18 protein-coding genes and 1 pseudogene are annotated in these 21,681 nt (G+C 51.2%); 11 read left to right on the forward strand and 8 right to left on the reverse strand.

Going from position 1 to position 21,681, the window contains the following annotated elements; translation table 11 throughout:
• Positions 1–508: 508 nt before the first annotated feature.
• Positions 509–1,954, reverse strand: coding sequence for an aldehyde dehydrogenase (gene aldA, locus BLR64_RS10065; protein ID WP_279615460.1), 1,446 nt, complete (start codon positions 1,952–1,954; stop codon positions 509–511).
• 166 nt (positions 1,955–2,120) lie between these two features.
• Between aldA and BLR64_RS10070 the strand changes: the two genes are divergently transcribed.
• From BLR64_RS10070 to BLR64_RS10080, 3 genes are read left to right on the forward strand one after another with little or no spacing between them, the layout of a single operon-like run.
• On the forward strand, positions 2,121–2,873 hold the full coding sequence (locus BLR64_RS10070; protein ID WP_090713991.1) for a (Fe-S)-binding protein: 753 nt from the start codon (positions 2,121–2,123) through the stop codon (positions 2,871–2,873).
• The gene (locus tag BLR64_RS10075) at positions 2,870–4,297 is read left to right on the forward strand and encodes a LutB/LldF family L-lactate oxidation iron-sulfur protein (protein ID WP_090713992.1); all 1,428 of its coding nucleotides are present in this window, start codon (positions 2,870–2,872) and stop codon (positions 4,295–4,297) included. Before BLR64_RS10070 ends, BLR64_RS10075 begins: the two co-directional genes overlap by 4 nt.
• On the forward strand, positions 4,294–4,977 hold the full coding sequence (locus BLR64_RS10080) for a LutC/YkgG family protein (RefSeq protein WP_090713993.1): 684 nt from the start codon (positions 4,294–4,296) through the stop codon (positions 4,975–4,977). The genes BLR64_RS10075 and BLR64_RS10080 overlap by 4 nt, the downstream gene beginning before the upstream one ends.
• A 69-nt stretch (positions 4,978–5,046) precedes the next feature.
• Here BLR64_RS10080 and BLR64_RS10085 read toward each other — a convergent pair.
• Positions 5,047–5,529: pseudogene (locus tag BLR64_RS10085) on the reverse strand (spore coat protein); the annotation flags it as partial.
• 271 nt (positions 5,530–5,800) lie between these two features.
• Between BLR64_RS10085 and BLR64_RS10090 the strand changes: the two are divergent.
• Both BLR64_RS10090 and BLR64_RS10095 read left to right on the forward strand, forming a co-directional pair.
• Positions 5,801–7,117: a hemolysin family protein gene (locus BLR64_RS10090; protein WP_090713995.1), complete on the forward strand. Its 1,317-nt coding sequence runs from the start codon at positions 5,801–5,803 to the stop codon at positions 7,115–7,117.
• Between the two features lie 74 nt (positions 7,118–7,191).
• Entirely contained in the window at positions 7,192–8,259 is a 1,068-nt protein-coding gene (locus BLR64_RS10095) for a hemolysin family protein (protein WP_090713996.1), read from the forward strand.
• A 102-nt stretch (positions 8,260–8,361) separates the two neighbouring features.
• Here BLR64_RS10095 and BLR64_RS10100 read toward each other — a convergent pair whose 3' ends face one another.
• The 4 genes from BLR64_RS10100 to BLR64_RS10115 all read right to left on the reverse strand — a co-directional run bounded on the left by BLR64_RS10100 (position 8,362) and on the right by BLR64_RS10115 (position 12,356).
• Positions 8,362–9,156 (reverse strand): DUF817 domain-containing protein, encoded by a 795-nt coding sequence (locus BLR64_RS10100; RefSeq protein ID WP_090713997.1) that lies wholly within the window; start codon positions 9,154–9,156, stop codon positions 8,362–8,364.
• Between the two features lie 182 nt (positions 9,157–9,338).
• Positions 9,339–10,490: an NAD(P)/FAD-dependent oxidoreductase gene (locus BLR64_RS10105; protein WP_090713998.1), complete on the reverse strand. Its 1,152-nt coding sequence runs from the start codon at positions 10,488–10,490 to the stop codon at positions 9,339–9,341.
• Positions 10,487–11,212, reverse strand: coding sequence for an SAM-dependent methyltransferase (locus BLR64_RS10110; RefSeq protein WP_090713999.1), 726 nt, complete (start codon positions 11,210–11,212; stop codon positions 10,487–10,489). Before BLR64_RS10110 ends, BLR64_RS10105 begins: the two co-directional genes overlap by 4 nt.
• Positions 11,199–12,356, reverse strand: a complete 1,158-nt coding sequence (locus BLR64_RS10115) for a type III polyketide synthase (RefSeq protein ID WP_090714000.1) — start codon at positions 12,354–12,356, stop codon at positions 11,199–11,201. The genes BLR64_RS10110 and BLR64_RS10115 overlap by 14 nt, the downstream gene beginning before the upstream one ends.
• Positions 12,357–12,542: 186 nt before the next feature.
• Between BLR64_RS10115 and BLR64_RS10120 the strand changes: the two genes are divergently transcribed.
• Together BLR64_RS10120 and BLR64_RS10125 are read left to right on the forward strand one after the other, a co-directional pair.
• Entirely contained in the window at positions 12,543–13,745 is a 1,203-nt protein-coding gene (locus BLR64_RS10120) for an MFS transporter (RefSeq protein ID WP_090714001.1), read from the forward strand.
• Positions 13,738–14,379: a TetR/AcrR family transcriptional regulator gene (locus tag BLR64_RS10125; RefSeq protein WP_090714002.1), complete on the forward strand. Its 642-nt coding sequence runs from the start codon at positions 13,738–13,740 to the stop codon at positions 14,377–14,379. The genes BLR64_RS10120 and BLR64_RS10125 overlap by 8 nt, the downstream gene beginning before the upstream one ends.
• A 77-nt stretch (positions 14,380–14,456) precedes the next feature.
• Here the strand turns inward: BLR64_RS10125 and BLR64_RS30270 are convergent, their stop codons facing one another.
• Complete coding sequence (locus BLR64_RS30270) at positions 14,457–14,630, reverse strand: hypothetical protein (RefSeq protein ID WP_167360643.1); 174 nt, start codon at positions 14,628–14,630, stop codon at positions 14,457–14,459.
• Between the two features lie 154 nt (positions 14,631–14,784).
• On the opposite strand from BLR64_RS30270, the gene BLR64_RS10130 reads away from it, so the two are divergent.
• The 4 genes from BLR64_RS10130 to BLR64_RS10145 all read left to right on the forward strand — a co-directional run bounded on the left by BLR64_RS10130 (position 14,785) and on the right by BLR64_RS10145 (position 20,161).
• Positions 14,785–15,459 carry a response regulator transcription factor gene (locus tag BLR64_RS10130; protein ID WP_090714003.1) on the forward strand — a complete coding sequence of 225 codons (675 nt, stop codon included), beginning with the start codon at positions 14,785–14,787 and terminating at the stop codon, positions 15,457–15,459.
• Positions 15,456–16,532: a sensor histidine kinase gene (locus tag BLR64_RS10135; protein ID WP_244157660.1), complete on the forward strand. Its 1,077-nt coding sequence runs from the start codon at positions 15,456–15,458 to the stop codon at positions 16,530–16,532. Before BLR64_RS10130 ends, BLR64_RS10135 begins: the two co-directional genes overlap by 4 nt.
• A gap of 117 nt (positions 16,533–16,649) precedes the next feature.
• Positions 16,650–18,401 carry an ABC transporter ATP-binding protein gene (locus BLR64_RS10140; RefSeq protein ID WP_090714004.1) on the forward strand — a complete coding sequence of 584 codons (1,752 nt, stop codon included), beginning with the start codon at positions 16,650–16,652 and terminating at the stop codon, positions 18,399–18,401.
• Positions 18,401–20,161: an ABC transporter ATP-binding protein gene (locus tag BLR64_RS10145; RefSeq protein WP_090714005.1), complete on the forward strand. Its 1,761-nt coding sequence runs from the start codon at positions 18,401–18,403 to the stop codon at positions 20,159–20,161. The genes BLR64_RS10140 and BLR64_RS10145 overlap by 1 nt, the downstream gene beginning before the upstream one ends.
• A 56-nt stretch (positions 20,162–20,217) precedes the next feature.
• On the opposite strand, the gene cls is transcribed toward BLR64_RS10145, so the two are convergent.
• The gene (gene cls, locus BLR64_RS10150) at positions 20,218–21,660 is read right to left on the reverse strand and encodes a cardiolipin synthase (RefSeq protein ID WP_090714006.1); all 1,443 of its coding nucleotides are present in this window, start codon (positions 21,658–21,660) and stop codon (positions 20,218–20,220) included.
• Positions 21,661–21,681 lie beyond the last annotated feature (21 nt).

Genomic DNA, 21,681 nt, shown 5'->3' on the forward strand with positions numbered 1-21,681 from the left:
GTTCACTGCATTATCTTTCAAACCATGCCGTTCCCTCTACGCCGGAGGGTTCTTCGCTGTTGTACCAAGTTCTTTACAGCTTCCATGGCCTTCGTCCAGTTTAGCGAGACTCGGCTCCCTCTTTTCCCCTTTGCAGGGCCTTTTTGACGACGCGGCAGGATTCACTTGATGTTGCGGCCTGGGTTGTTGCTCGCCCGGTCTCTGACCGGTACTTTTGTCGATGCGCTTTTACACACAGATTTCGCCATGCGCAAGCATCCTAGCTACAAGAGTGGCTTGGCCCCTCTCTTGGTTGGACTTGCACCAACTAGATAATGCGTGCCTCTGGGCACGCCCAAACAAAAAAGCCCCCGGAAAGCCCGGGAGCCTGTAGCTAAAATAATATTAGTGCACATCATTAGTTATTGCACATCATTAGTTATCCATGTTGCAGCATTGATTTAATAACATCCGTCTGTTTTCAGACATCAGTGTTCATACGTCGCTTACATTCCTCATTCACCGTACATCAGTTAACCGACTTATCATACTGCAGGTACACAACCTGAGTCTGCAGATACTCATTCAAGCCGTGTTTGCCGTCGGCACCGCCGATGCCGGATTTGCGCCAGCCGGCGTGAAAGCCCTGCATCGCTTCAAAGTTCTCGCGGTTGATGTAGGTTTCCCCGTACTTCAGCCGTTTGATTACCTTCATCGCCACATTCAGGTTCTGCGTATACAGGGATGAAGTCAGGCCGAATTCGCTGTCATTCGCCAGCTCGATCGCTTCATCCAGGGTTGCGAATGTTACAATCGGGATAACCGGCCCAAAGATCTCTTCCTGCACGATCTCCATCTTGTTGGTAGCATCGGCAATGACCGTTGGCTCAAAGAAGCTACCGGTGCCCTCAACCTTTTTACCGCCGAGCAGAACCTTTGCGCCCTCTTCAACTGCCCGGTCCACTTTCTGCTGTACGGAATCCTGGGCGGCCTTGTTGATTAGAGGTCCCATCTGGATGCCTGTATCCACTAAAGGATTACCGTACTTCACAGCCTTCATGGCTTCAACCAGACGGGAGGTGAATTCATCCTTAATCGATTCATGAACATACACGCGCTCGGCACAGTTACATACCTGGCCTGTATTGATGACGCGGGAATCAACGATCGCTTTAACCGCCAGATCCAGATCCGCATCAGCCATTACTATCGCCGGTGCTTTACCGCCAAGCTCAAGACTGACCTTGATAATGTTCTCGGCTGCGGCCTCCATGACCTTTTGCCCGGCCGGAACGCTGCCTGTCAGGCTGACCATGCCGACCTTCGGGTTGCTGGCCAGCTCATTGCCGACCTCGCCGCCTCTGCCTGTAACCAGGTTGTATACGCCCTTTGGCAGACCGACTTTATCTACAATTTTGGTAAAAGCTATCGCATTATTAGGTGACTCCACACTCGGCTTTACTACAATCGTATTACCGGTAATCAAGGCCGGTGCCATTTTTCTGGCAATCAGGAAAAACGGGAAGTTCCAGGGCAGAATCCCTGTGGTAACTCCGATGGCCCGCTTGAATACAAAAATATTCTCGTTATCGCGGTCACTCTGGACAATTTCACCCTCGTAGCGGCGTGCCCATTCAGCCATGTAATCCAGGTAGTCTGCGGTAAAATGGACTTCCACCGTGGATAGCTCCAGCGTTTTGCCTACTTCCTCAGAAATAAGTCTGGCAATACTGTCCGCCTCAGCACGGATTCCGTCTGCAATCGCATGCAGATACTTTCCTCTTTCTACTGCAGGGGTTTCTTCCCAGGCTGACTGTGCTGCATCGGCAGCATCGATCGCACGCACGACATCATTTTTGGTCGCTTTGGGTACCTGTGAAATGACTTCATCGGTTGACGGGTTGGTGACATCCATCCACTCTTGGGTTTCTGATTCGGTAAATTGGCCGTTGATGTACATCAAATGCTTTTCCACTGTTAATCCCCCTCAAGATAAATTATTCCATCACTTCCCTCCTAGTGTAAACGCTAACAACATTTTATGTCAACAACATACACATTTATCGTGTGTTTTTGTGTTGTTTTTCATTGACTTCTTGAGTTAAGCTATAACTATCAACATTGCGATTGGAGGAACAGGAATGAAAGTAAGCATCTTTTCGACTTGTTTAGTAGACCTTATGACCCCCTCAGCGGGAAAAGCAATGGTTGAAGTCCTTGAAAGGCTTGGCTGTGAGCTTGATTTTCCGGCTTCGCAGGTCTGCTGCGGCCAGCCCACCTATAACAGCGGGTATCTGGAGGATTCCAAGCTTGCCATGAAAAATATGATGCTCGCCTTTGAGCACTCTGATTATGTTGTCGGTCCCTCCGGCTCCTGCATAGCCATGTTCCATGAGTACCCGAAGATTTTCAAAGGTGATCCGGACTGGGAATTGAAAGCGGTTGCCTTAAAAGAGAAATCGTATGAATTCACCCAATTTATCGTCAGAGTGCTGGGAATCACGGATGTCGGGGCAAGGCTTGAAGGCACGGCAACCTATCACCGTTCCTGCCATATGACAAGATTGCTTGGTGAAAAGGAAACCCCTTATCTGCTGCTGGAGCAGGTCCGCGGACTGCAGCTTGAGCCGCTGAAGAACAGCGACAACTGCTGCGGCTTTGGCGGTACCTTTTCGGTGAAAATGCCGGACATCTCCAGCCAGATGGTGGATGAAAAATGCGAAAGTGTGGTTGAAACCGGAGCGGATATACTGATCAGCGCGGATATGGGCTGCCTGCTCAATATCGGCGGCCGTCTGTCCCGTAAAGGAGTTCCAGTAAAAATTATGCATATTGCAGAAGTGCTGAACCATACCGGCGAGACAGCCGCAGCCAAAGGAGGTATCCCCTCATGAGCCTGAAGACAGATAAAAGGGAGTTCGGGGAGCGGACAGCGGACGGCATCGGCAATACATTTATGCGCAGTGCCGTAAGCTCTGCACAGGACAGTCTCAAGACCAGACGGCTTACAGCCGCTACGGCACTCGGTGACTGGGAAGCATGGCGGCTTGTCGGCCAGACCATACGCCAGCATACCCTGAAGAATCTGGATTTTTATCTGAATCAGCTGGCAGATAATATTGAAGCCAGAGGCGGCCATATCTATTTTGCCGCAACCAAGGAAGAGGCCAGCAGCTATATTCGGGACGTTGTCGTCTCGAAGCAGGCCCGGAAAATCGTCAAATCAAAGTCCATGGTCACTGAGGAAATTGAAATGAACAAGGTGCTGATTGAAGCCGGCTGTGATCTGATCGAGACTGACCTTGGCGAATATATATTACAGATCGATGATTGGGACCCGCCGTCACATATTGTGGCTCCTGCCCTGCATAAGGACCGCAACCAGATTAAGCGCGTATTCACAGAAAAGCTTGGCTATACAGGGGATGAAAGCCCGGAGAAGCTGGCCCGCCACGCCCGAGCAGTGCTGCGCCAGAAGTTTCTGGAGGCGGATGTCGGGATTACCGGCTGCAACTTCGCTGTAGCCAATATGGGGGCGATCAATCTGGTGACCAATGAAGGCAACGGTGACCTGACAGCCGCTATTCCCAAGACTCAGATCGCTGTGATGGGGATGGAACGGATCGTTCCGACTATGGAGGAAATGGAGGTGCTGGACAATCTGCTCTGCCGGAGTGCTGTCGGACAGAAGCTGACCAGTTACATCACCGTCATGGGGCCCAAAGCCCCGGGAGAAAGCGATGGCCCTGATGAATTCCACCTCGTTGTCGTCGATAACGGGCGCTCCGAGATTCTGGGAAGCGAATTCAACGAGGCTCTGCAGTGCATTCGCTGCGGCGCCTGCCTGAACGTCTGCCCTATCTACAGGCATATCGGCGGGCATGCTTACGGCTCCATCTATCCGGGCCCGATCGGAGCGGTCATTACGCCGCTGCTCGGCGGATATGATGATTATAAGGAGCTGCCCTTTGCCTCCAGTCTATGCGGGGCTTGTACAGATGTATGTCCGGTCAAAATCCCGCTGCACGAGCAGCTGATCATGCACCGGCAGAATATCGTGAAGGAGAAGCGGACCGGTGCTGCCGACCGCTTCCAGATGAAAGCGGCAAGCCGCCTGCTCTCCTCCCCTTCGCTGTTCGGTAAGGTACTGCGTCTGGCCAATCCGGGCAGCCGGATGATGAGCAAGCATGGCCGGATTGTCAGAGGACCGGGACTGATCCAGGGCTGGGTCGGCGTCCGTGATTTGAATCAGCCGGTCAAGCAAGCGGACAGCTTCCGTACCTGGATGAAGGAACGTCAGGGAGGTACAAAACAATGACTACCAAAAATAAAAACAACAACAGGGAATCCTTTCTGAACCGGGTGGCTTCCAGTCTCGGCCGGGAGCGGCCCTACAACGTTCAGCGTCCGGATATCAAGAGTATGATGCCCGATAGTTATGGGACGCTTACGGGTGCCGATCTGATTGATATTCTGAAGGAGCAGTGCTTCTTCATCCATACCCAGCTGATTGAATCCACACCTGAGATTCTGCAGCAGACGCTTGATGATCTGATCGCCGCCAACGGCGGCGGTTCGGTAATAACTTCGGGTGATTCGAGGTTTGCCTGCTATGATCTGAGCTTTCAGGGTTCAACGGAATGGTCGGAAGCTGCCGGCCGCGAGGAGAATATCAGCCGTTCAGAAACGGCCAATACCGTAGTCGTATTCGCAGATTATGTACTGGCTGAATCTGGAACGATTGTCGTGGAAAGCCGGCCGGATCAGGGACGTGCCCTCCACTTTCTGCCTGAGCATTATATCGCCATAATTGAAAGAGAACGGATCGTGCTGCGTTCCACACAGGCAGCGGCAGCATTGAACCGGCGGATTGAAGCAGGCGAGCCGGTCGGCTCCTCCATCAACTTCATCTCCGGACCTTCCAATTCCGCGGATATTGAAATGCAGCTTGTTGTCGGTGTCCACGGCCCACTCAGAGCCACCTATGTCCTTATTTAACGATACTTAAAAAGAAATAACAGAGCAGAGTTCCTCCATAAGCGGAAGAATCTCTGCTCTGTTTTATTTTTACTGAAGCCGATTGTTAGGTAGGTTCCCTGTCATAGCCGGCTGAATGGGAGCAGGAGCGTAACCGTTCGCCATTTGCTGCATATCCTGCTGGGCCAGCTGCGGCACCTGGTAATAGCCGTTTTTATTCTGATAAACGGATATTTCATAAGCCATCTCTATACAGTTCGGCAAGGAATCAGCTAATACACGGCGCACAACCGGATTCGTTGTTTCGAGCGCTGCTGTCGTTTTGACTACTGCACCCTGCTTCAGCACATTCAGCATACTGAGCGAGATCGTCTGATCGTTAATCTCCACAGCCGTTTGCATAGGCATCATTGGAGAGCTTGGTTTCATGCCGTAGGTAAAATCATTCCCTTGTGTCATGGTATATCTTTCCGTATGTTTGGATGGATTCTGCCCTGTTTTGAAGCACTCCAGCGTGAGGTTGTATTCATCTGTAATGAACTGCTTCTGTCTCTGCAGAATGGCTTGGAGCTTCTATTCTGAATATTACTGCCAGAAATGCTTCAACCGCGTAAAACTCGTAAACCATAACGTGCAACTGGATGGTTTGGGTTGAACTATGTTATACTCTTTCGTATATCTTATGGAGGGGGGCGAACAATAATGGGAAGGCGATATTGCAAATGGATTGTGCTCCTACATTGATCCGCTTCTACGGCTGTATGAGTATCCCGGTGTTTATGTTTGAATCACAAATACGTCCTTAATTCAACTTGGAGGTGAATCCCTCTTTTGAGGGAAAGGATTGGATTTAATAACCTTAACTAACCTAATTATCCTTGCCATATTAATTGTAATGACGGCTTTTTTTGTAGCTTCAGAATTTGCAGCCGTAAAAATGCGGATGTCACGGATTGAACAGCTGATCGATGAAGGCAACAAAAAGGCAGTAATCGCTAAAAAAGTGGTTGGAGACCTGGACTACTATCTGTCCGCCTGCCAGCTCGGGATTACAGTAACTGCACTCGGTCTGGGTGCCATCGGTAAGCCGGCGGTAGAACGTATTCTCTACCCTGTTTTTGATTATTTCAATGTATCTGAATCTTCTGCTTCAGTAGCGTCTTATGCAATCGCATTTATATTTGTAACCTTTCTGCACGTAGTTGTCGGAGAGATGGCACCGAAGACACTGGCGATCCAGTTTTCTGAAAAGCTTACACTTCTCCTCTCCCCGCCCCTGTATTGGTTCGGCAAAATCATGCACCCGTTTATAGTGGCGCTGAACGGAACCTCCCGGGTCGTCCTGCGCATGTTCGGTGTCAAGCCTGCAGGCCATGAAGAGCATTACTCGGAAGAAGAGCTCCGGATCATTATGGCCCAGAGCTTTGAAGGCGGCGAGATTAATGAACAGAAGCTGGAGTATCTGGAAAATGTATTTTCCTTCGATGAGCGTATAGCCAAGGATATTATGATACCTCGGACCGGAATGGTCGCCCTGGACTATGATATGTCGAATGAAGATATCGTCAGCATACTCGACACCAATAACTATACCCGCTATCCGGTCATCGAGACTGGTAATAAGGACCGTGTTCTTGGCGTAGTTAACGTGAAGAAGATGCTTCCGCACATTATTGCGGGCCGAGACCCACATCTTAAGGAATTTGTACGGAGTCTCCCTACTGTATCTTCTGTAACGCCTATTAAGGAAGCGATGCTCAAAATGCAGCAGGAACAGATGCATATGGCTCTGGTTATTGACGAATACGGCGGTACCGCCGGAATTCTCACTTTGGAGGATATCCTGGAGGAGCTGGTCGGAGAGATCCGCGATGAATTCGATGCAGATGAGGTATCGGAGATTCAGCAGATTGATGAACAGACTTATGTTATCAGCGGACGAGTGCTGCTGGAGGATATTGAGGAGCAGTTCGGCTTTACGTTTGAGGACAGTGATGAAATTGACACGATCGGCGGCTGGATTCAATTCCGTGAAGGTACGTCTGTTGAAGCGGGATATGAATTCAAGGCCGGCGGACAAAACTGGACGATTATGGAAATGGATAATTTCCAGATCAAGCAGGTCATTCTGCACTACAAACAGCCGCAGTTACAGCAATAAAACAGCAATAAAACAGCAATAAGAATGTCTTATCTATTACTTTGGAGGTGAATCCCTCACGCTGAGGGAAAACTTTGGACGGAGTTATTACGATAAATTTAATTATGGTTGCGATCTTTATCGGTCTTACCGCTTTTTTTGTCGGAGCCGAGTTTGCGATTCTAAAAGTACGTATGTCACGGATTGATCAATTAATCAGTGAAGGCAATAAAAAAGCGGTCATCGCCAAAAAAGTGGCACATGATCTCGATTACTATTTATCCGCCTGTCAGCTTGGCATTACGATTACTGCCCTCGTCCTGGGGGCGCTCGGTGAGCCGACGGTAGAACGGATTCTGCATCCGCTGTTTGACCAGATGGGTGTACCGGCCGCGTTATCGACGCTGCTCTCCTATCTGATTGCCCTGTCGATCATTACCTTCCTGCATGTGGTTATCGGTGAGCTTGCACCAAAGACGCTGGCTATCCAGTTCGCTGAACGGATGACTCTGCTGCTTGCCCCTCCGCTGTACTGGTTCGGTAAAATCACATACCCGTTCATTGTAGCCCTGAACGGTTCCGCCCGCCTGCTGCTCCGTATCTTCGGGGTTAAGCCTGCCGGGCACGAAACGGTCCATTCCGAAGAAGAGCTGAAATGGATCGTTGACCAGAGCTACGAGAGCGGAGAAATCAACAAAACGGAGCTTGTCTATCTGAACAACATCTTTGCCTTTGATGAGCGCACACTTGGTGAAATCATCGTACCGGTATCGAATGTTGTAACATTACAGCATGATATGGCTGTAGAAAAGCTTATTGAAATCCTGGGCAGACATGATTATACACGTTACCCTGTAGTAGCTGCTGACGGCACCGGCCGGTATACCGGTTACGTCAATACCAAAGAGATGCTTACGAGCATCGCCGCCGGCCGGACAGCCAGCTGGCAGACGTTTATTCACGATATTCCGAAGTTTGCGTCCGGCAAGAACCTGCGCGATGTCCTGCTGCGGATGCAGCAGACCCGTGTACACATGGCTGCCGTTACGGACACATCAGGAGCTATCATCGGGATTGTAACGATGGAAGACCTTCTGGAGGAAATCGTCGGCGACATCCGGGATGAGAGCCTTAACGTGAACATGAATGTTTCCCCGAATTAATTGAACAGCTGCTTCTATAGGGCATAAAAGGAGCCTGCACATTACGTGCAGGCTCCTTTTTTAATCCCGAAGTCGTACATTCATCCGGCATGTATAAAGTGTCTATCCGGACTGGCGGTCTGCCCTTCCTGCCTTCACATGTTTAAGCTGGGCAACAATAATGACGCTGATGATAACCAGCAGAAACCAGGAGCTGATTTTGCCGAAGCCAACCATCTGCCATGTCTGATGCTGATCCGGATACTTCCAGGCATTAAAGAATGTCGCAATGTTCTCAGCCAGCCAGATAAAAAAACCGACGATTACAAACGCCAGCGTCAGCGGCATCCGGTATGTAACATTCCGGACCCGGTAGAGGATCCAGGTCCGCCAAAATACAATAAGCACGAGCCCGGTCAGCCACCAGCGGAAATCCGGAATGAAATGATGGGTAAAAAAGTTCAGGTAGATGGCTCCGCCCAGGAGCCCTGCAGGAAGCAGACCCGGCCAGCCGGTCATATCCATGCTCAGCCTGCGCCAGATCTGGCACATAAAGCTTGCGACACTGGCATACATAAATCCGCTGTACAGCGGTACGCCGAATATTTTGCTGAAGCCCGGTTCAGGGTAAGCCCATGACCCCATGCTTACTTTGTAAATCTCCAGCAGCAGGCCAATAATGTGAAAGACACAGATCACTTTGATTTCATCCATTGTCTCCAGTCCGCTGCGGTACATCAGGTACTGAACGGTTAGCAGGACGAGCAGAATGGCATCATAACGGTGGATAAAAGGGAGATTTACCGCCCCGGACAAAGCTAGCGTACCAAAGATAGCTACGGGGAAAATACAGCTCATCGCCTGATGATACCCGAAATGGAACAGCTGGGTAAAACCGTTTCTCACCTTTCTGTTCATTGCGGAGTTCACCCCGGATAATGAGTTCATGCGTAACACCTCGTTTATTTTTGTTGTCAGTATCATATCATTACATTTATCGTTATTCAATAAAATAATGTTTTATATAAATATATTATTATTGTAAATATTTTAAGACATATAAAAAAACCGCCATACAGGCGGTTTGAAGAGACTGTTTCTTACCGGGCCATTCCGGTCTCCGACAATCGCGTTGCTTTGACTACATACCTGGCCAGCCCCGGGAAAACCCGCGCCAGACCGGGGTACAGCCTGTTGGTTCTGGAAAAGGCCAACCCTTGAATTCTCCGTGCCCGTCTTAGAAGCCGGGTAAAGGTCTGGTCTGCTTCCGCTGAATATCCGTTTTGCCATTCCTCATATCCGATCATTCCTTTAAGGTAACGGTCAGTCCAGCCTGAGCAGATCAGCGCGGAACGCAGGGCGATCGACATTCCGTCGCCGCAGAGCGGCGGGATCATCAGCATGGCATCACCGATATGCGGAAATTCCGACCACGGCTCGGGAGTATCCGACAAACGTACCGGTGCAATGGATACCTGGGTACCGGCCACCGGTTTTCCTTCTGACAGTCGGTCTGCCAGCCGGCGGTTACTCCGTGCGGCCGTCTGCAGAATCTCCTGCACCGATTTCCCGCTGCCCTGGACGGAATCCAGAGTCAGCAGCGCCGCAACATTTACTTTCCCCTCTTCAATCGGGGAAATCCCGATATAGCCTCCTTCACAGAAGTACAGCTCCACCTGATCCGGTATGGTGATCCCGCTGTAATGGGATTTGATACCGATATAGACGGTATCGTCTCTTGTATCTTCAGCTGAGGCAGCCACACCGCGCGGCTTCTTGGTTCCGTAGGCACCGATCACAGCGCGGGCCTGATATGAGACCTTGTTGTCTCCCTCCCTGGTTTCCACCTCGTAACGGTTATCATCCAGCTTACGGATTCCTGTAACTACAGCTTTGGTTATAATTTCTGCCCCTGCCGACTGTGCCTTCTCATGGAGAATCCGGTCAAGCTCATACCGGCTTATTCCGGTTGCATTCCCAGGCAGCGGCGCCCCGATTTCCCCGCCGTGGGGCAGTATAATGCGGGCTTTGTCCATCCTCCCTAGGGCCGGTGTATGCTCCCCGAGATTAATGCCCAGCACCTGCAGCATTTCCTTCGTCTCGGGAGACATGAACTCCCCGCAGGTTTTGTGCCGGGGGAATTCCTGCCGGTCCAGCAGAATCGTCCGGTGACCCAGACGGGCCAGCTGAAGGGCACTGCTGCTTCCGGCAATCCCCGCACCGGCTACTATGACATCCGTCTGCTTCATCATCGGCTGATCACCTGCTTCGGGATTACTACTGAATAACGGAACAGCGGCTTCCAGGTATAGGTCATAGCATCGGCCTGAAGCCTTTGCTTCAGCTCCTGCCAGTCACTCCCCTTAAAGCCTTTCGCTACCGACAACGGCCCGTCATGCCGGATATACCGGTTGCGCGAGATCATCCGGGTCATAACCCATACTGCGGTGTAGGATACCGGATGACGGTGGATATCATTGATCACCACACCGTACCTTGACGCTCTCCGCATATGGTCCACCATATCCACCAGCTGCTGCCCGTCAAAATGATGTACAAACTGGGAGCCGGTTACAATATCAGCTGAGGCATCGGCAATCTCCTGCAGATCAGCCCGCATTACCCTTACTCTTGGTTCGTGCCGGAACAGCTGCCTGGCTTCTTCGCAGGCCTCCTCCGTCATATCGACCAGCATAATATCAAGCTCGATTCCTTTCCGGTCCGCCCACTCCAGCAGCTTCATATTAACATCCCCCGAGCCGGCGCCGACATCGAGGATACTGAGCTTCCGGGGCTGTCCGATCGCCTGCCAGAGCTTCTCTACCCCGTCCCTTGTAGGGCCGGGTGCAGCGAAAATCCGGTTCAGCCGCCGCAGATGCTTCAAGGCTTCACTGAGCTCCGCTCCGCCCATGGAAAAGTCATCCATCAGCTCATCCTCTTTGGCACGCACCGACAAGGTTCTAAAAAACGGCATGGCCTGCCTCCTGATAGGAAGGTGAATACGCCGGAACATAAGTGAAGGACATCAGCTCGGCGGTCAGGCCCGGCCCAAAGGCCATTGCGACTCCTTCCTTCGTCTGTTCGTTACGGGCTTCCATGTCCCGGCGCATGGACTCAAGCACAAACAGAATGGTGGCGGAGGACAAATTACCTGCGGTTCTCAGAATTTCCCTGCTGTACCGTGTCTGCTCGTCACTTAGCTTCATAACCTCCTGTACGGAATCGACAATGCCCCGTCCGCCCGGATGAATGGCCCACAGCTCCGGAAGCGGGCTGTCTCCCAGGAGCTGGCCAAGCTCTGCTTCGAGGTGGGCCCCCAGCAGTTTAGGGATCCGCGGAGATAAATATAGATCGAACCCGGTATTGCCTACCTCCCAGGTCATATCCTCTGTGGAATCCGGTAGCAATACTGAGTAACCCTTGCCCAGGCTGAGGCAATGCTTATGTTTAACCCCCGGTTCGCCTATCACACAGGCAGCAGAAGCATCGCCGAAAAAGGAGGCTGCAAACAAAGCTTCGCGTTCTTTTACCGGCTGAAAATGAAGCGTACACAGTTCAACGCAGACGACAAGCACCTTGGAGCCGGGAGCACCAAGCACCACATCCCGGGCCATCTGGATTGCTTTTAGTCCGGCTGCGCAGCCCTGAAACATTAACGGAAGCCGGTTCACACGCGGCGATAGCCCAAGCTCATTTATCAGCATGACATCCAGGCCCGGCAGATACTGGCCGGTACAGCTGACAGTAATCAGATGTGTGATTTCAGCTGGAGCCTGATTCGCGTCCTGCAGGGATCTCTTGGCGGCTTCCAGAGCAAGCGGAGGTGCTTCCTGCTGATATTTCTTCATCCGCTCCTCTGTCGTAGGAATATCCGTCCGGTCACCGGAGGGGAGATACCGGCACGTTTCAGCCGTTCCAAGGTAGCTGTCATCGCAGGTATAACGGTTCTCGACACCGCAGGATTTGAAGATTCTCCTGGCAAAGCGGGCCAGATCCGGATTGTCCTGCAGCGATGAAGCGATTAGCTCGGCTACATCTGCCTGTGCTATAGAATAAAGCGGCAGAGCTGTACCCATTCCGAGAATCGCCGCTCCGGTATTACTGTTCAGTTGTGTCATATCTCAGCCTCCGTTAATGAATTTTGGGTTGCGTTTGAGTTAACAATGTTTACCCTGATCAGGCCTGTTGTAATCCGGAATCATGCCGGACACCTGAATCAGGCTTGTAAGTTTTACAGTTTTCGTTTATCATGGTTTACACGTTGTAAATATTATCACCGTGTAAACCTTGAAGGAGGCAACCCTATGAGCAGCTTATCCAAATCTGCCAAATTCCCGTTATTCATTCTTATGCTGAATCTGTTTATTGCTTTGCTTGGTCAAGGCATGGTTATCCCCATCCTGCCTGAATACCTGAAGCAGTTCAACGCAGCCGGAGCCGCGGCCGGATACCTCATCGCCGCATTTGGGGCCGCGCAATTTATTTTCTCTCCAATCGGCGGTCAGCTCTCGGACCGTCTGGGCCGGAAGCCGATGCTGATAGCCGGTCTGCTTCTGACCGTCATTTCCGACCTTATGTTTGCAGTTGGTGATACACTCTCGATCTTATACATAGCCCGCTTTATCGGGGGAATCGGAGTCGGAATCATGGTTCCGGCCAATATGGCTTACGTTGCGGATATGACTACTCCGGATACCCGTGCCAAGGGCATGGGTTATCTGGGGGCATCGATGAACCTGGGGATGGTGCTGGGCCCCGGGTTAGGCGGGCTGATCGCGGAACTGGGTATCCGTATTCCCTATTTTTTTGCCGGAGGACTGGGCTTTGTCGCCATGCTGCTGTGCTTCTTCATGCCTGAAACGCTGCCGCAGGAGATGCGCGCCGCTGCCAGAGCTAGAGATCAGCGGGAACCGGTTACCGGCATGATCCGGAATTCCTTCCGCACCTCCTATTTCCAGTACCTGCTGCTTATCTTAATCATTACCTTCGGCCTGATGAATTATGAAACTGTGTATGCCCTTTTTGTAGAACAGAAATATGGCTATGATGCGGCGCAAATCTCGGTGCTGATAACGGTCGGCGCGGTGATCGGAATTATAGTGCAGGTGTGGCTGCTGGACCGTGTTATCAAAAGGCTCGGCGAAATGAAGCTGATCCGCATCTCACTCGTGATGACCGCAGCAGCTCTGTTGTTAATGCTCGTTACAGTTAATCTCGGGTATCTGCTGCTGGTGTCGGGTTTATTTTTCGCCTTTAATGCTTTTTTGCGGCCAACCCTGAGCACCATTATTGCCAACGCCGCCGGCGACCGTCAGGGATATGCAGCGGGTTTAAGCACAACTTATACGAGTATAGGAAGCATTCTGGGCCCGGTTATTGCAGGTCAGCTGTTTGACTGGCATATCCATATGCCTTACATTTTAGGGGCAGGCATTCTAGCCTCTGCACTCTTCTTAACGGTTCACGCTCCGAAAACCCACCAGAAACGGACGGCGGCCCATGACTGAAACCTGGCATAACAACCTCAAAACCCGAAACCGGGAAGACCTGATTGCTGCCGCAAAGGAGCTGTTTATCAGGGAAAGCTTTCTCAAAGTAAATGTAAAGGAAATTTGCAGTCTGGCAGGGATAAGCCGGGTGACCTTTTATAAGCATTTTCAGTCCATCGACGAGCTGGTCTTTGAAGTTCAGATTGAAATTCTGGAGAGCATGACCGGATATGTCAAAAAAGCAGCATCAGCCGGTATGAGCGGCAGGGAAATGCTTGTCTCCATGCTGAATGCATGGATTGAGTATGGTATTGCGCATCCGGGCTGCATCCGGTTCATTCTTCTGTTTGACCTGCATTACGAGGCTTATGAAGCGGGAACAGTACTGAAAGCACAATACGAGGCATTTATCGGGCGAGAAAAGGAACAGCATTTCTTAATGCATGCGCTGGAAACCGGTATGAAGGACGGATCTCTGCTGCAGGACCCGGAGCCGCTGGAGACCGCCCAATTTATTTTCACCTCGATGATGGCCCTGCTTCAGAAAATGTGCATGAGTGCAGGACAAGACGCCCAGACGGGGCAGCCGGAAATACGGATTGCCCGCCGTTTTGCGGGGATACTGATTGAGCATTTGAGTGCAGACTATTAAAAGTAACAGAATTCAGCAAAAACAGCTGCTTCCCGGACCTGTTCCCCGTCCTGGTCTGCAGCTGTTTTTGTGCAATCCTAGTACATCCGCTCTTCACCGGTAACCGGATTTTTGAAGGCCGATTCGATATCGCTGGTTGAAAGCTCGTCTGCAAACTCCGTTTCCTTCTTATTAGAAGGAATGGCTGAGGCCGAAGCTGTCTTGTTCGGATTATCCTTGGTAACCGGTGTCGCTTTCGTCTGTTTTCCCATTGTATGCACATCTCCTTTGAGGCATCATTTTGCCCCTATAGGGTACTGCGGTTTCAGGGTTTTTATACAGCCGCTTGTTCAAAGCAAAATAAAGATGATACGATGGCACTGTACCTTTAATCAGCTTAATCCCGATATGGAGTGAACCCTAGACATGATCAGTATACTCGTAGTGGAAGATGACAAGCATGTCAGAAGACTGCTTGAAGCAGTGTTGAAGCGCGAAGGCTATGACGTTTTTACAGCTGAGGACGGCCTTAAAGCCCTGGAAATGCTTGATATACAGCATATTGATCTAATCATTCTTGATATTATGATGCCGGGCATGGACGGCTACGAATTTGCCGCAGAAGTCAGGGCCGCGAACAGCCAGATTCCAATCCTGATGGCGACTGCCAAGCATCTTCCGGAGGATAAGAAGAAAGGCTTCCGGCTGGGAACCGATGATTATATGACCAAGCCGGTCGACACGGAAGAAATGCTGCTGCGGATTCAGGCCCTGCTGCGGCGTTCCCAGATTGCCACTGCCCGCAAGCTTGTGATCGGCAAGGTTATTCTCGATTATGAATCACTCACTGTAACCCGCGAGGATGAACGGCAAACCCTGCCGCAGAAGGAATTTTATCTGCTGTACAAGCTGCTGTCCTACCCGGACCGGATTTTTACCCGCATCCAGCTGATGGATGAAATCTGGGGTATGGATAATGAAAGTGCGGATACCACAGTAAATGTGCATATTAACCGGCTGCGGAAGCGTTTTGAAGCCTATCCGGAATTCGAGCTGGTATCGGTGCGCGGTCTCGGGTATAAGGCGGTGAATAAAGCTTGATTAAACTAGGCAGTACAATAGGCAAAAAGCTAGGCAGCAGGCTCAGCCTGCCGCTCCTCTTTTCGCTTGCGGTCTTCTTCATCTTTCTGATAACGGTCATTGTTACGGGACTGCTGTTCTATCTGGCCGATGTCTTCGGCCTGATCAATGAGGGGATTATCAGGGACAGGACTGTTCTCCCTCTGCTCATTCTGATTGCCTGCATTATCATCGGCACGGCTATATCGGCTGTAACCAGCCGCCGGATGGTCAAATCCATCCGAATCTTTATAGATGCAACAGACCGGCTGGCCAGCGGTGACTTCTCCATGCGGCTGAAGCTCACACGGCCGCCGGAATTCCGGATTCTATCCGAGAATTTCAACCGGATGGCTGAGGAGCTGGGCGGGATCGAGATTCTGCGCACCGATTTTGTAAACAATTTCTCGCATGAATTCAAAACCCCGATTGTCTCGATCAAAGGCTTTGCCGAAATGCTCAAGCATGACGACCTTCCCAAAGAGGAACGGGATGAATACCTGGATATCGTCATTGAGGAATCGGCCAGGCTGGCTTCGCTCGCTTCAAACGTCCTGGAGCTGTCCAAGATCGAAACCCAGACCATTCTGACCGACAAAAAAAGCTTCAACGCCGGGGAGCAGCTCCGCCAGTGCTTACTGCTGCTGACGGCCAAATTTGAGAAAAAGCAGCTTGCCCTGAATGTGGACCTGCATGATTATGAGCTTGAAGGCAATAAGGAGCTGCTCAATCAGGTCTGGCTGAATCTGCTGGATAATGCCATCAAGTTCACGCCGGAGGGCGGCGAAATCGGGATAAGCATGAACAGGAAGAATGGCCGTATCACTTTCGGATTCCGGGATAATGGCCCCGGTATTTCACCCGAGGCTCTGCCGAAGATATTCGATAAATTTTATCAGCAGGATACCTCCCACTCTACTGCAGGCAATGGCCTCGGCCTGACCATTGTCAGCAAGATCGTACAGCTGCACGGCGGAACCATTACATGTGATAGCTTCCTCTCCCAGGGGACATTGTTTACCGTAACGTTGCCCGCAGAACACCTTCAGCCCTGAAACAACAGCCCTGCTGCTTCAGGGCTTTTTTGCTGTTCTCAGCATAGTTAATGTTCAGTTTATCTTCCTCCGCTATGCTACTAGCAACATCCCATATTGTCTAAAGGAGTCACGCTTATGATTAAACTGCTTAAACATCTTGAGCCGAGGGAATGGGCCTTATTCGCTTTCAGCGTCTTGTTCATCGTTGCTCAGGTCTGGCTCGATCTGGAGCTGCCTGATTATATGAGCGATATCACCCGGCTAATCCAGACACCCGGAAGTAAGATGTCCGAGATAGCCGCCACCGGGGGCTGGATGCTGCTCTGTGCACTGGGAAGTCTGGCCACCTCCATCATTGTCGCAGGGATTGCGGCGAAAATTGCCGCGAACTTTTCTGCCAGAGTTCGTTCCAGACTGTTTAACAAGGTGCAGTCCTTCTCGATGGAGGAAATCAACAGCTTCTCAACCGCTAGTCTGATAACCCGTTCAACCAATGACATTACCCAGGTACAGATGCTGATTGTTATTGGCCTGCAGCTGCTGATTAAGGCTCCACTGCTTGCCGTTTGGGCCATTCTCAAAATTACCGGAAAAAGCTGGCAATGGTCGCTCGCCACAGGCACAGCCGTCGGTGTCCTGATCGTCATTGTCGGCATCTGTGTGGTACTGGTGCTGCCGAAATTCCAGAAGCTGCAGGTACTGACGGATAATCTGAACCGTGTAGCCAGAGAGAATCTTACAGGAATTCGGGTAATCCGTGCTTATAATGCCGAAAAATATCAGGAGGACAAATTTGGCACAGCGAACGATGAGCTGACCCGGACCAATCTGTTCGCAAACAATGTATTATCTGCCATGATGCCGAGCATTACCCTGATTATGAGCGGCCTTAGCCTGGCGATTTACTGGATCGGCGCAGTGATGATCCAATCTGCCGATGCCGGCGCCAAAATGGGCCTGTTCTCCGATATGATTGTCTTTTCTTCTTATGCGATGCAGGTCGTTATGGCCTTTATGATGCTGATCATCATCTTTATTCTCATGCCCCGTGCACATGTCTCGGCCAAGCGGATTAACGAGGTGCTGGAGACCCGGCCGAGCCTGACAGACGGTTCACTAACGGCCGCTCCTTCAAGCCACTCCGGCGAGGTGGAATTCCGGAATGTCAGCTTCAAATACCCGGATGCCGAGGATTATGTACTCAAGAACATCAGCTTTACGGCCAAGAAGGGGGAAACGGTGGCGTTTATCGGTTCAACCGGGTGCGGCAAAAGCACTGTCGTCAACCTGATTCCACGCTTCTACGATGCTACATCCGGTGAAGTGCTTGTCGGCGGCATTAACGTAAATCAGTATGAACAGAGCGCATTGCGTAATAAAATGGGCTATGTCTCGCAAAAAGCAGTATTGTTCGGCGGCACGGTAACCTCCAATATTGCCTTCGGTGATAACGGCCGTGATCTGAATTCCGATGTGGTGGATGCTGTCTATACCTCACAGGCCGCAGATTTCGTAGAGAAAATGGACGGCAGCTACGATGCCCATATCGCCCAGGGCGGAACCAATCTGTCCGGCGGCCAGAAGCAGCGGCTGTCCATTGCACGGGCCATCGCCCGCCGTCCGGAAATTCTGATCTTTGACGACTCCTTCTCGGCGCTGGATTACAAGACAGACCGTAAACTGCGCAGCGAGCTGAAGAAGGAATCCCGGGGCACAACCATGCTGATTGTGGCACAGCGGATCGGTACGATCAAGGATGCGGACAAGATCATCGTCCTGGAAGCCGGGCAGATCGCCGGTATGGGAACACATGAAGAACTGATGGAATCCTGCAGCATTTATCAGGAAATCGCCTATTCACAGCTGTCGAAGGAGGAGCTTGCCTAATGAAAAAGAAATCGGATCAGCCAAGCACCTGGAGCCGGCTACTCCAATATTGCCGTTCGCATATTCCTGTCATTTTGATTGCGGTCATAAGCGCAGCTGCGGGTACCATCCTCACTCTGCTTGGACCGGACCAGCTCTCGGAGCTGACCGATCTGATCACCGCAGGCATCGCTACCGGCATTGATCTGGATGCTGTTACTTCAATCGGATTTTTCCTGATCTTCATTTATGCGCTTAGCGCTGTGCTGTCTCTGGGTCAAGGCCTTATCATGTCAATGGTCACGCAAAAAGTGTCCAGGAGCCTCAGAAGCGACCTGTCCCGTAAAATGAACCGTCTGCCGATCTCTTACTATAATAAGTCTGCAACCGGCGATATTCTGTCCCGGGTTACCAACGACGTGGATACCATCGGGCAGGCGCTGAACCAGAGCGTCGGTACCCTGGTTACAGCAATCGCACTGTTCGCCGGCTCCATGATCATGATGTTCAAGACCAATGTGATTATGACCCTCACGGGAATTGCCGCAACACTGATCGGCTTTGGCCTCATGTCCGTCTTAATGAAGAAATCACAGAAATATTTTCAGAGCCAGCAGGAATTCCTGGGTAAAATCAACGGGCATGTCGAGGAGGTCTATACCGGACATACCGTTGTAAAAGCCTACAATGGGGAAGCGCAGATGCGCGAAACCTTCGATTCCCTGAACCAGTCGCTGAAGCAGAGCGTCTTCAAAGCGCAGTTTCTCTCCGGGCTGATGATGCCGCTGATGACCTTTATCGGGAATCTCGGGTATGTGGCCGTCTGTGTGGTCGGTGCTGTACTGGCGATCAACGGTTCCATCTCCTTTGGCGTCATTGTCGCTTTCATTATGTACGTCCGTTTCTTCACCCAGCCGCTTGCCCAGATGGCGCAGGCCGCACAAAATCTGCAGGCCGCTTCCGCTGCAAGCCGGCGTGTATTTGAATTTCTGGACGCAGAGGAAATGGATAATGAAGATCACAAGAAGACCAGGCTGGTTACGGCAAAGGGCCATGTTACCTTTGAGCATGTGCAGTTTGCTTATGAAGAATCGGAGAATCCGGTTATTAAAGATTTCTCAACCGAGGTACAGCCCGGCCAGAAGATCGCCATCGTCGGCCCGACCGGTGCAGGCAAAACCACACTGATTAACCTGCTGATCCGTTTCAACGAGCTGACTGGCGGGGAAATCTACATCGACGGTTCACCGATCAGCAGCCTGACCAGAGAGAACATTCACGATCTCTTCTGTATGGTGCTGCAGGATACCTGGATGTTTGAAGGAACGGTAAGAGAGAACCTGGTGTATAACAAAACAGGCGTAACCGATGCCGAGATCGAAGCCGCCTGCCGCTCTGTCGGCCTGCACCATTTCATTCAGACCCTGAGCCACGGCTACGATACGGTCTTGAGCGATAAGGTCAATCTCTCAGCCGGCCAGAAGCAGCAGTTGACGATTGCCCGGGCGATGCTGAAAAATGCGCCGATGCTCATTCTGGATGAGGCTACCAGCTCGGTCGATACGCGGACCGAGCTGCTGATCCAGCAGGCAATGGATAAGCTGATGGAAGGCAGAACCTCCTTCGTTATTGCCCACCGCCTGTCGACGATCAAGAATGCCGACGTCATTCTGGTACTGAAGGACGGCGATATACTGGAGAGCGGCAGCCACAGCGAGCTGCTGGCGAAGAACGGCTTCTATGCAGAGCTGTATAACAGCCAGTTTGAACAAGCCTCATAATTCTTGGATTCACGTAAAAAATAGGGTGTCCCGTCTGGGGACACCCTTTTGTTATGCTAAAGAATCGGTGACAGCAGCCTCGCTACCGCCTCTTTAAACTTCAGCAGCTTCGGACGGGCCTCATATCGTTCGAGTGTCAGCTCCGTACAGGACATGCTGTCCTTCAGGAACAGCTCATGAAGCTCGCTGGCAATACCTTCATCGCAGACAAGCGCGTTAACCTCGAAATTCAGACGGAAGCTGCGGGTATCAATGTTCGTCGTGCCGACCGAAGCAATTTCCTCATCGACAACGATGGTTTTGGCGTGCATGAATCCCTTCTCATACTGCAGGATTTTGACTCCGTACGGCAGCAGCTCACCGGCATGCGACAGCGTTGCCGGATATACAAACATATGGTCAGGCTTGTTCGGGATCATTATGCGCACATCTACCCCGGAGAGCAGCGCTATTTTGCAGGCATCCATAAAGCTGGCATCAGGTATGAAATAGGGGGTCTGGATGTAAATGCTCTTTTTGGCAGAGGCAATCAGCTTGAGGTACATATTCTTGAGATGCTCTGTCTGTGAATTGGGTCCGCTGGAGATAATCTGTACCACACTGCTGCCTGTGTGTTTCTCCATCGGGAGCGGGAGCTGCTCGGATTCTTCCTCGCCCCGGGGAGCTGCCTTGTTCCAATCCAGCAGAAACCGGCCGAGAATCTGATTGACCGCACTGCCTTTCATCCGGAAGTGGGTATCACGCCAATACCCCATTTTCTTGTCCAGTCCCAGGTATTCATCCCCGACATTAAATCCGCCGATATAGGCAATCTCTCCGTCAATGATACACAGCTTGCGGTGATTGCGGTTGTTGATCCGCAGATTGATGAGCCGGAACAGTGACGGGAAGAATACCTCTACCTTGCCCCCATGTGCGATCAGGTCTTTAAAAAATGCACGTGATGTCTGCCGCGAGCCGATCTCATCATACAGCAGCCTTACCGTTACGCCTGCTTTGGCCTTGGCGGTCAGCTCGTCCCGCAGTCTGCGGCCCAGCGCATCCGGCTGAATGATATAATACTGCACATTGATTTCCTTGGTTGCATTCCGGATATCCTGGAACATGGCATTGAATTTGGCTTCCCCGTCATCGAAGATTTCAATTTCATTGTCGGATGTTATAAGCGCGTTGGAGGAGCGCAGATTCATTTTGAGCAAATCTGCATATTTGGCAGTAAGCCCCCCCTGGTAATCAACCGTCATGACCTGCTCATCAATGGCCGCCTGCAGATAGATCCGTTCTTCTGCGCTGAGCGCATAGAAGTTGCGCTTCTTGAGCTGTCTTCCGAAAAACACATAGAAGAGAAAGCCGCCCACCGGAATGAAAAACAGGACCATGAGCCAGGCCCAGGTAGACCCGATGTCCCTGCGCTCAATAAAAACGACGACTCCGGCCAGAATAATATTAAGTACGGTGATAATAGATACAATTAGAGTGAAGATGCTGCTCCAATCCATTGCCGCCTGAACCCCTTTCTG

The sequence above is a fragment of the Paenibacillus typhae genome, assembly GCF_900099765.1.
In the GTDB taxonomy this organism is placed as follows: Bacteria; Bacillota; Bacilli; order Paenibacillales; family Paenibacillaceae; genus Paenibacillus_AQ; species Paenibacillus_AQ typhae.

Excerpts from the sequence above, each read along its gene's own strand:
- BLR64_RS10070 (WP_090713991.1), top strand. The coding sequence starts at position 2,121 with ATGAAAGTAAGCATCTTTTCGACTTGTTTAGTAGACCTTATGACCCCC.
- BLR64_RS10075 (WP_090713992.1), top strand. The coding sequence starts at position 2,870 with ATGAGCCTGAAGACAGATAAAAGGGAGTTCGGGGAGCGGACAGCGGAC.
- BLR64_RS10080 (WP_090713993.1), top strand. The coding sequence starts at position 4,294 with ATGACTACCAAAAATAAAAACAACAACAGGGAATCCTTTCTGAACCGG.
- BLR64_RS10100 (WP_090713997.1), bottom strand. The coding sequence starts at position 9,156 with ATGAACAGAAAGGTGAGAAACGGTTTTACCCAGCTGTTCCATTTCGGG.
- BLR64_RS10105 (WP_090713998.1), bottom strand. The coding sequence starts at position 10,490 with ATGATGAAGCAGACGGATGTCATAGTAGCCGGTGCGGGGATTGCCGGA.
- BLR64_RS10110 (WP_090713999.1), bottom strand. The coding sequence starts at position 11,212 with ATGCCGTTTTTTAGAACCTTGTCGGTGCGTGCCAAAGAGGATGAGCTG.
- BLR64_RS10115 (WP_090714000.1), bottom strand. The coding sequence starts at position 12,356 with ATGACACAACTGAACAGTAATACCGGAGCGGCGATTCTCGGAATGGGT.
- BLR64_RS10120 (WP_090714001.1), top strand. The coding sequence starts at position 12,543 with ATGAGCAGCTTATCCAAATCTGCCAAATTCCCGTTATTCATTCTTATG.
- BLR64_RS10125 (WP_090714002.1), top strand. The coding sequence starts at position 13,738 with ATGACTGAAACCTGGCATAACAACCTCAAAACCCGAAACCGGGAAGAC.
- BLR64_RS30270 (WP_167360643.1), bottom strand. The coding sequence starts at position 14,630 with ATGGGAAAACAGACGAAAGCGACACCGGTTACCAAGGATAATCCGAAC.
- BLR64_RS10130 (WP_090714003.1), top strand. The coding sequence starts at position 14,785 with ATGATCAGTATACTCGTAGTGGAAGATGACAAGCATGTCAGAAGACTG.
- BLR64_RS10140 (WP_090714004.1), top strand. The coding sequence starts at position 16,650 with ATGATTAAACTGCTTAAACATCTTGAGCCGAGGGAATGGGCCTTATTC.
- BLR64_RS10145 (WP_090714005.1), top strand. The coding sequence starts at position 18,401 with ATGAAAAAGAAATCGGATCAGCCAAGCACCTGGAGCCGGCTACTCCAA.
- cls (WP_090714006.1), bottom strand. The coding sequence starts at position 21,660 with ATGGATTGGAGCAGCATCTTCACTCTAATTGTATCTATTATCACCGTA.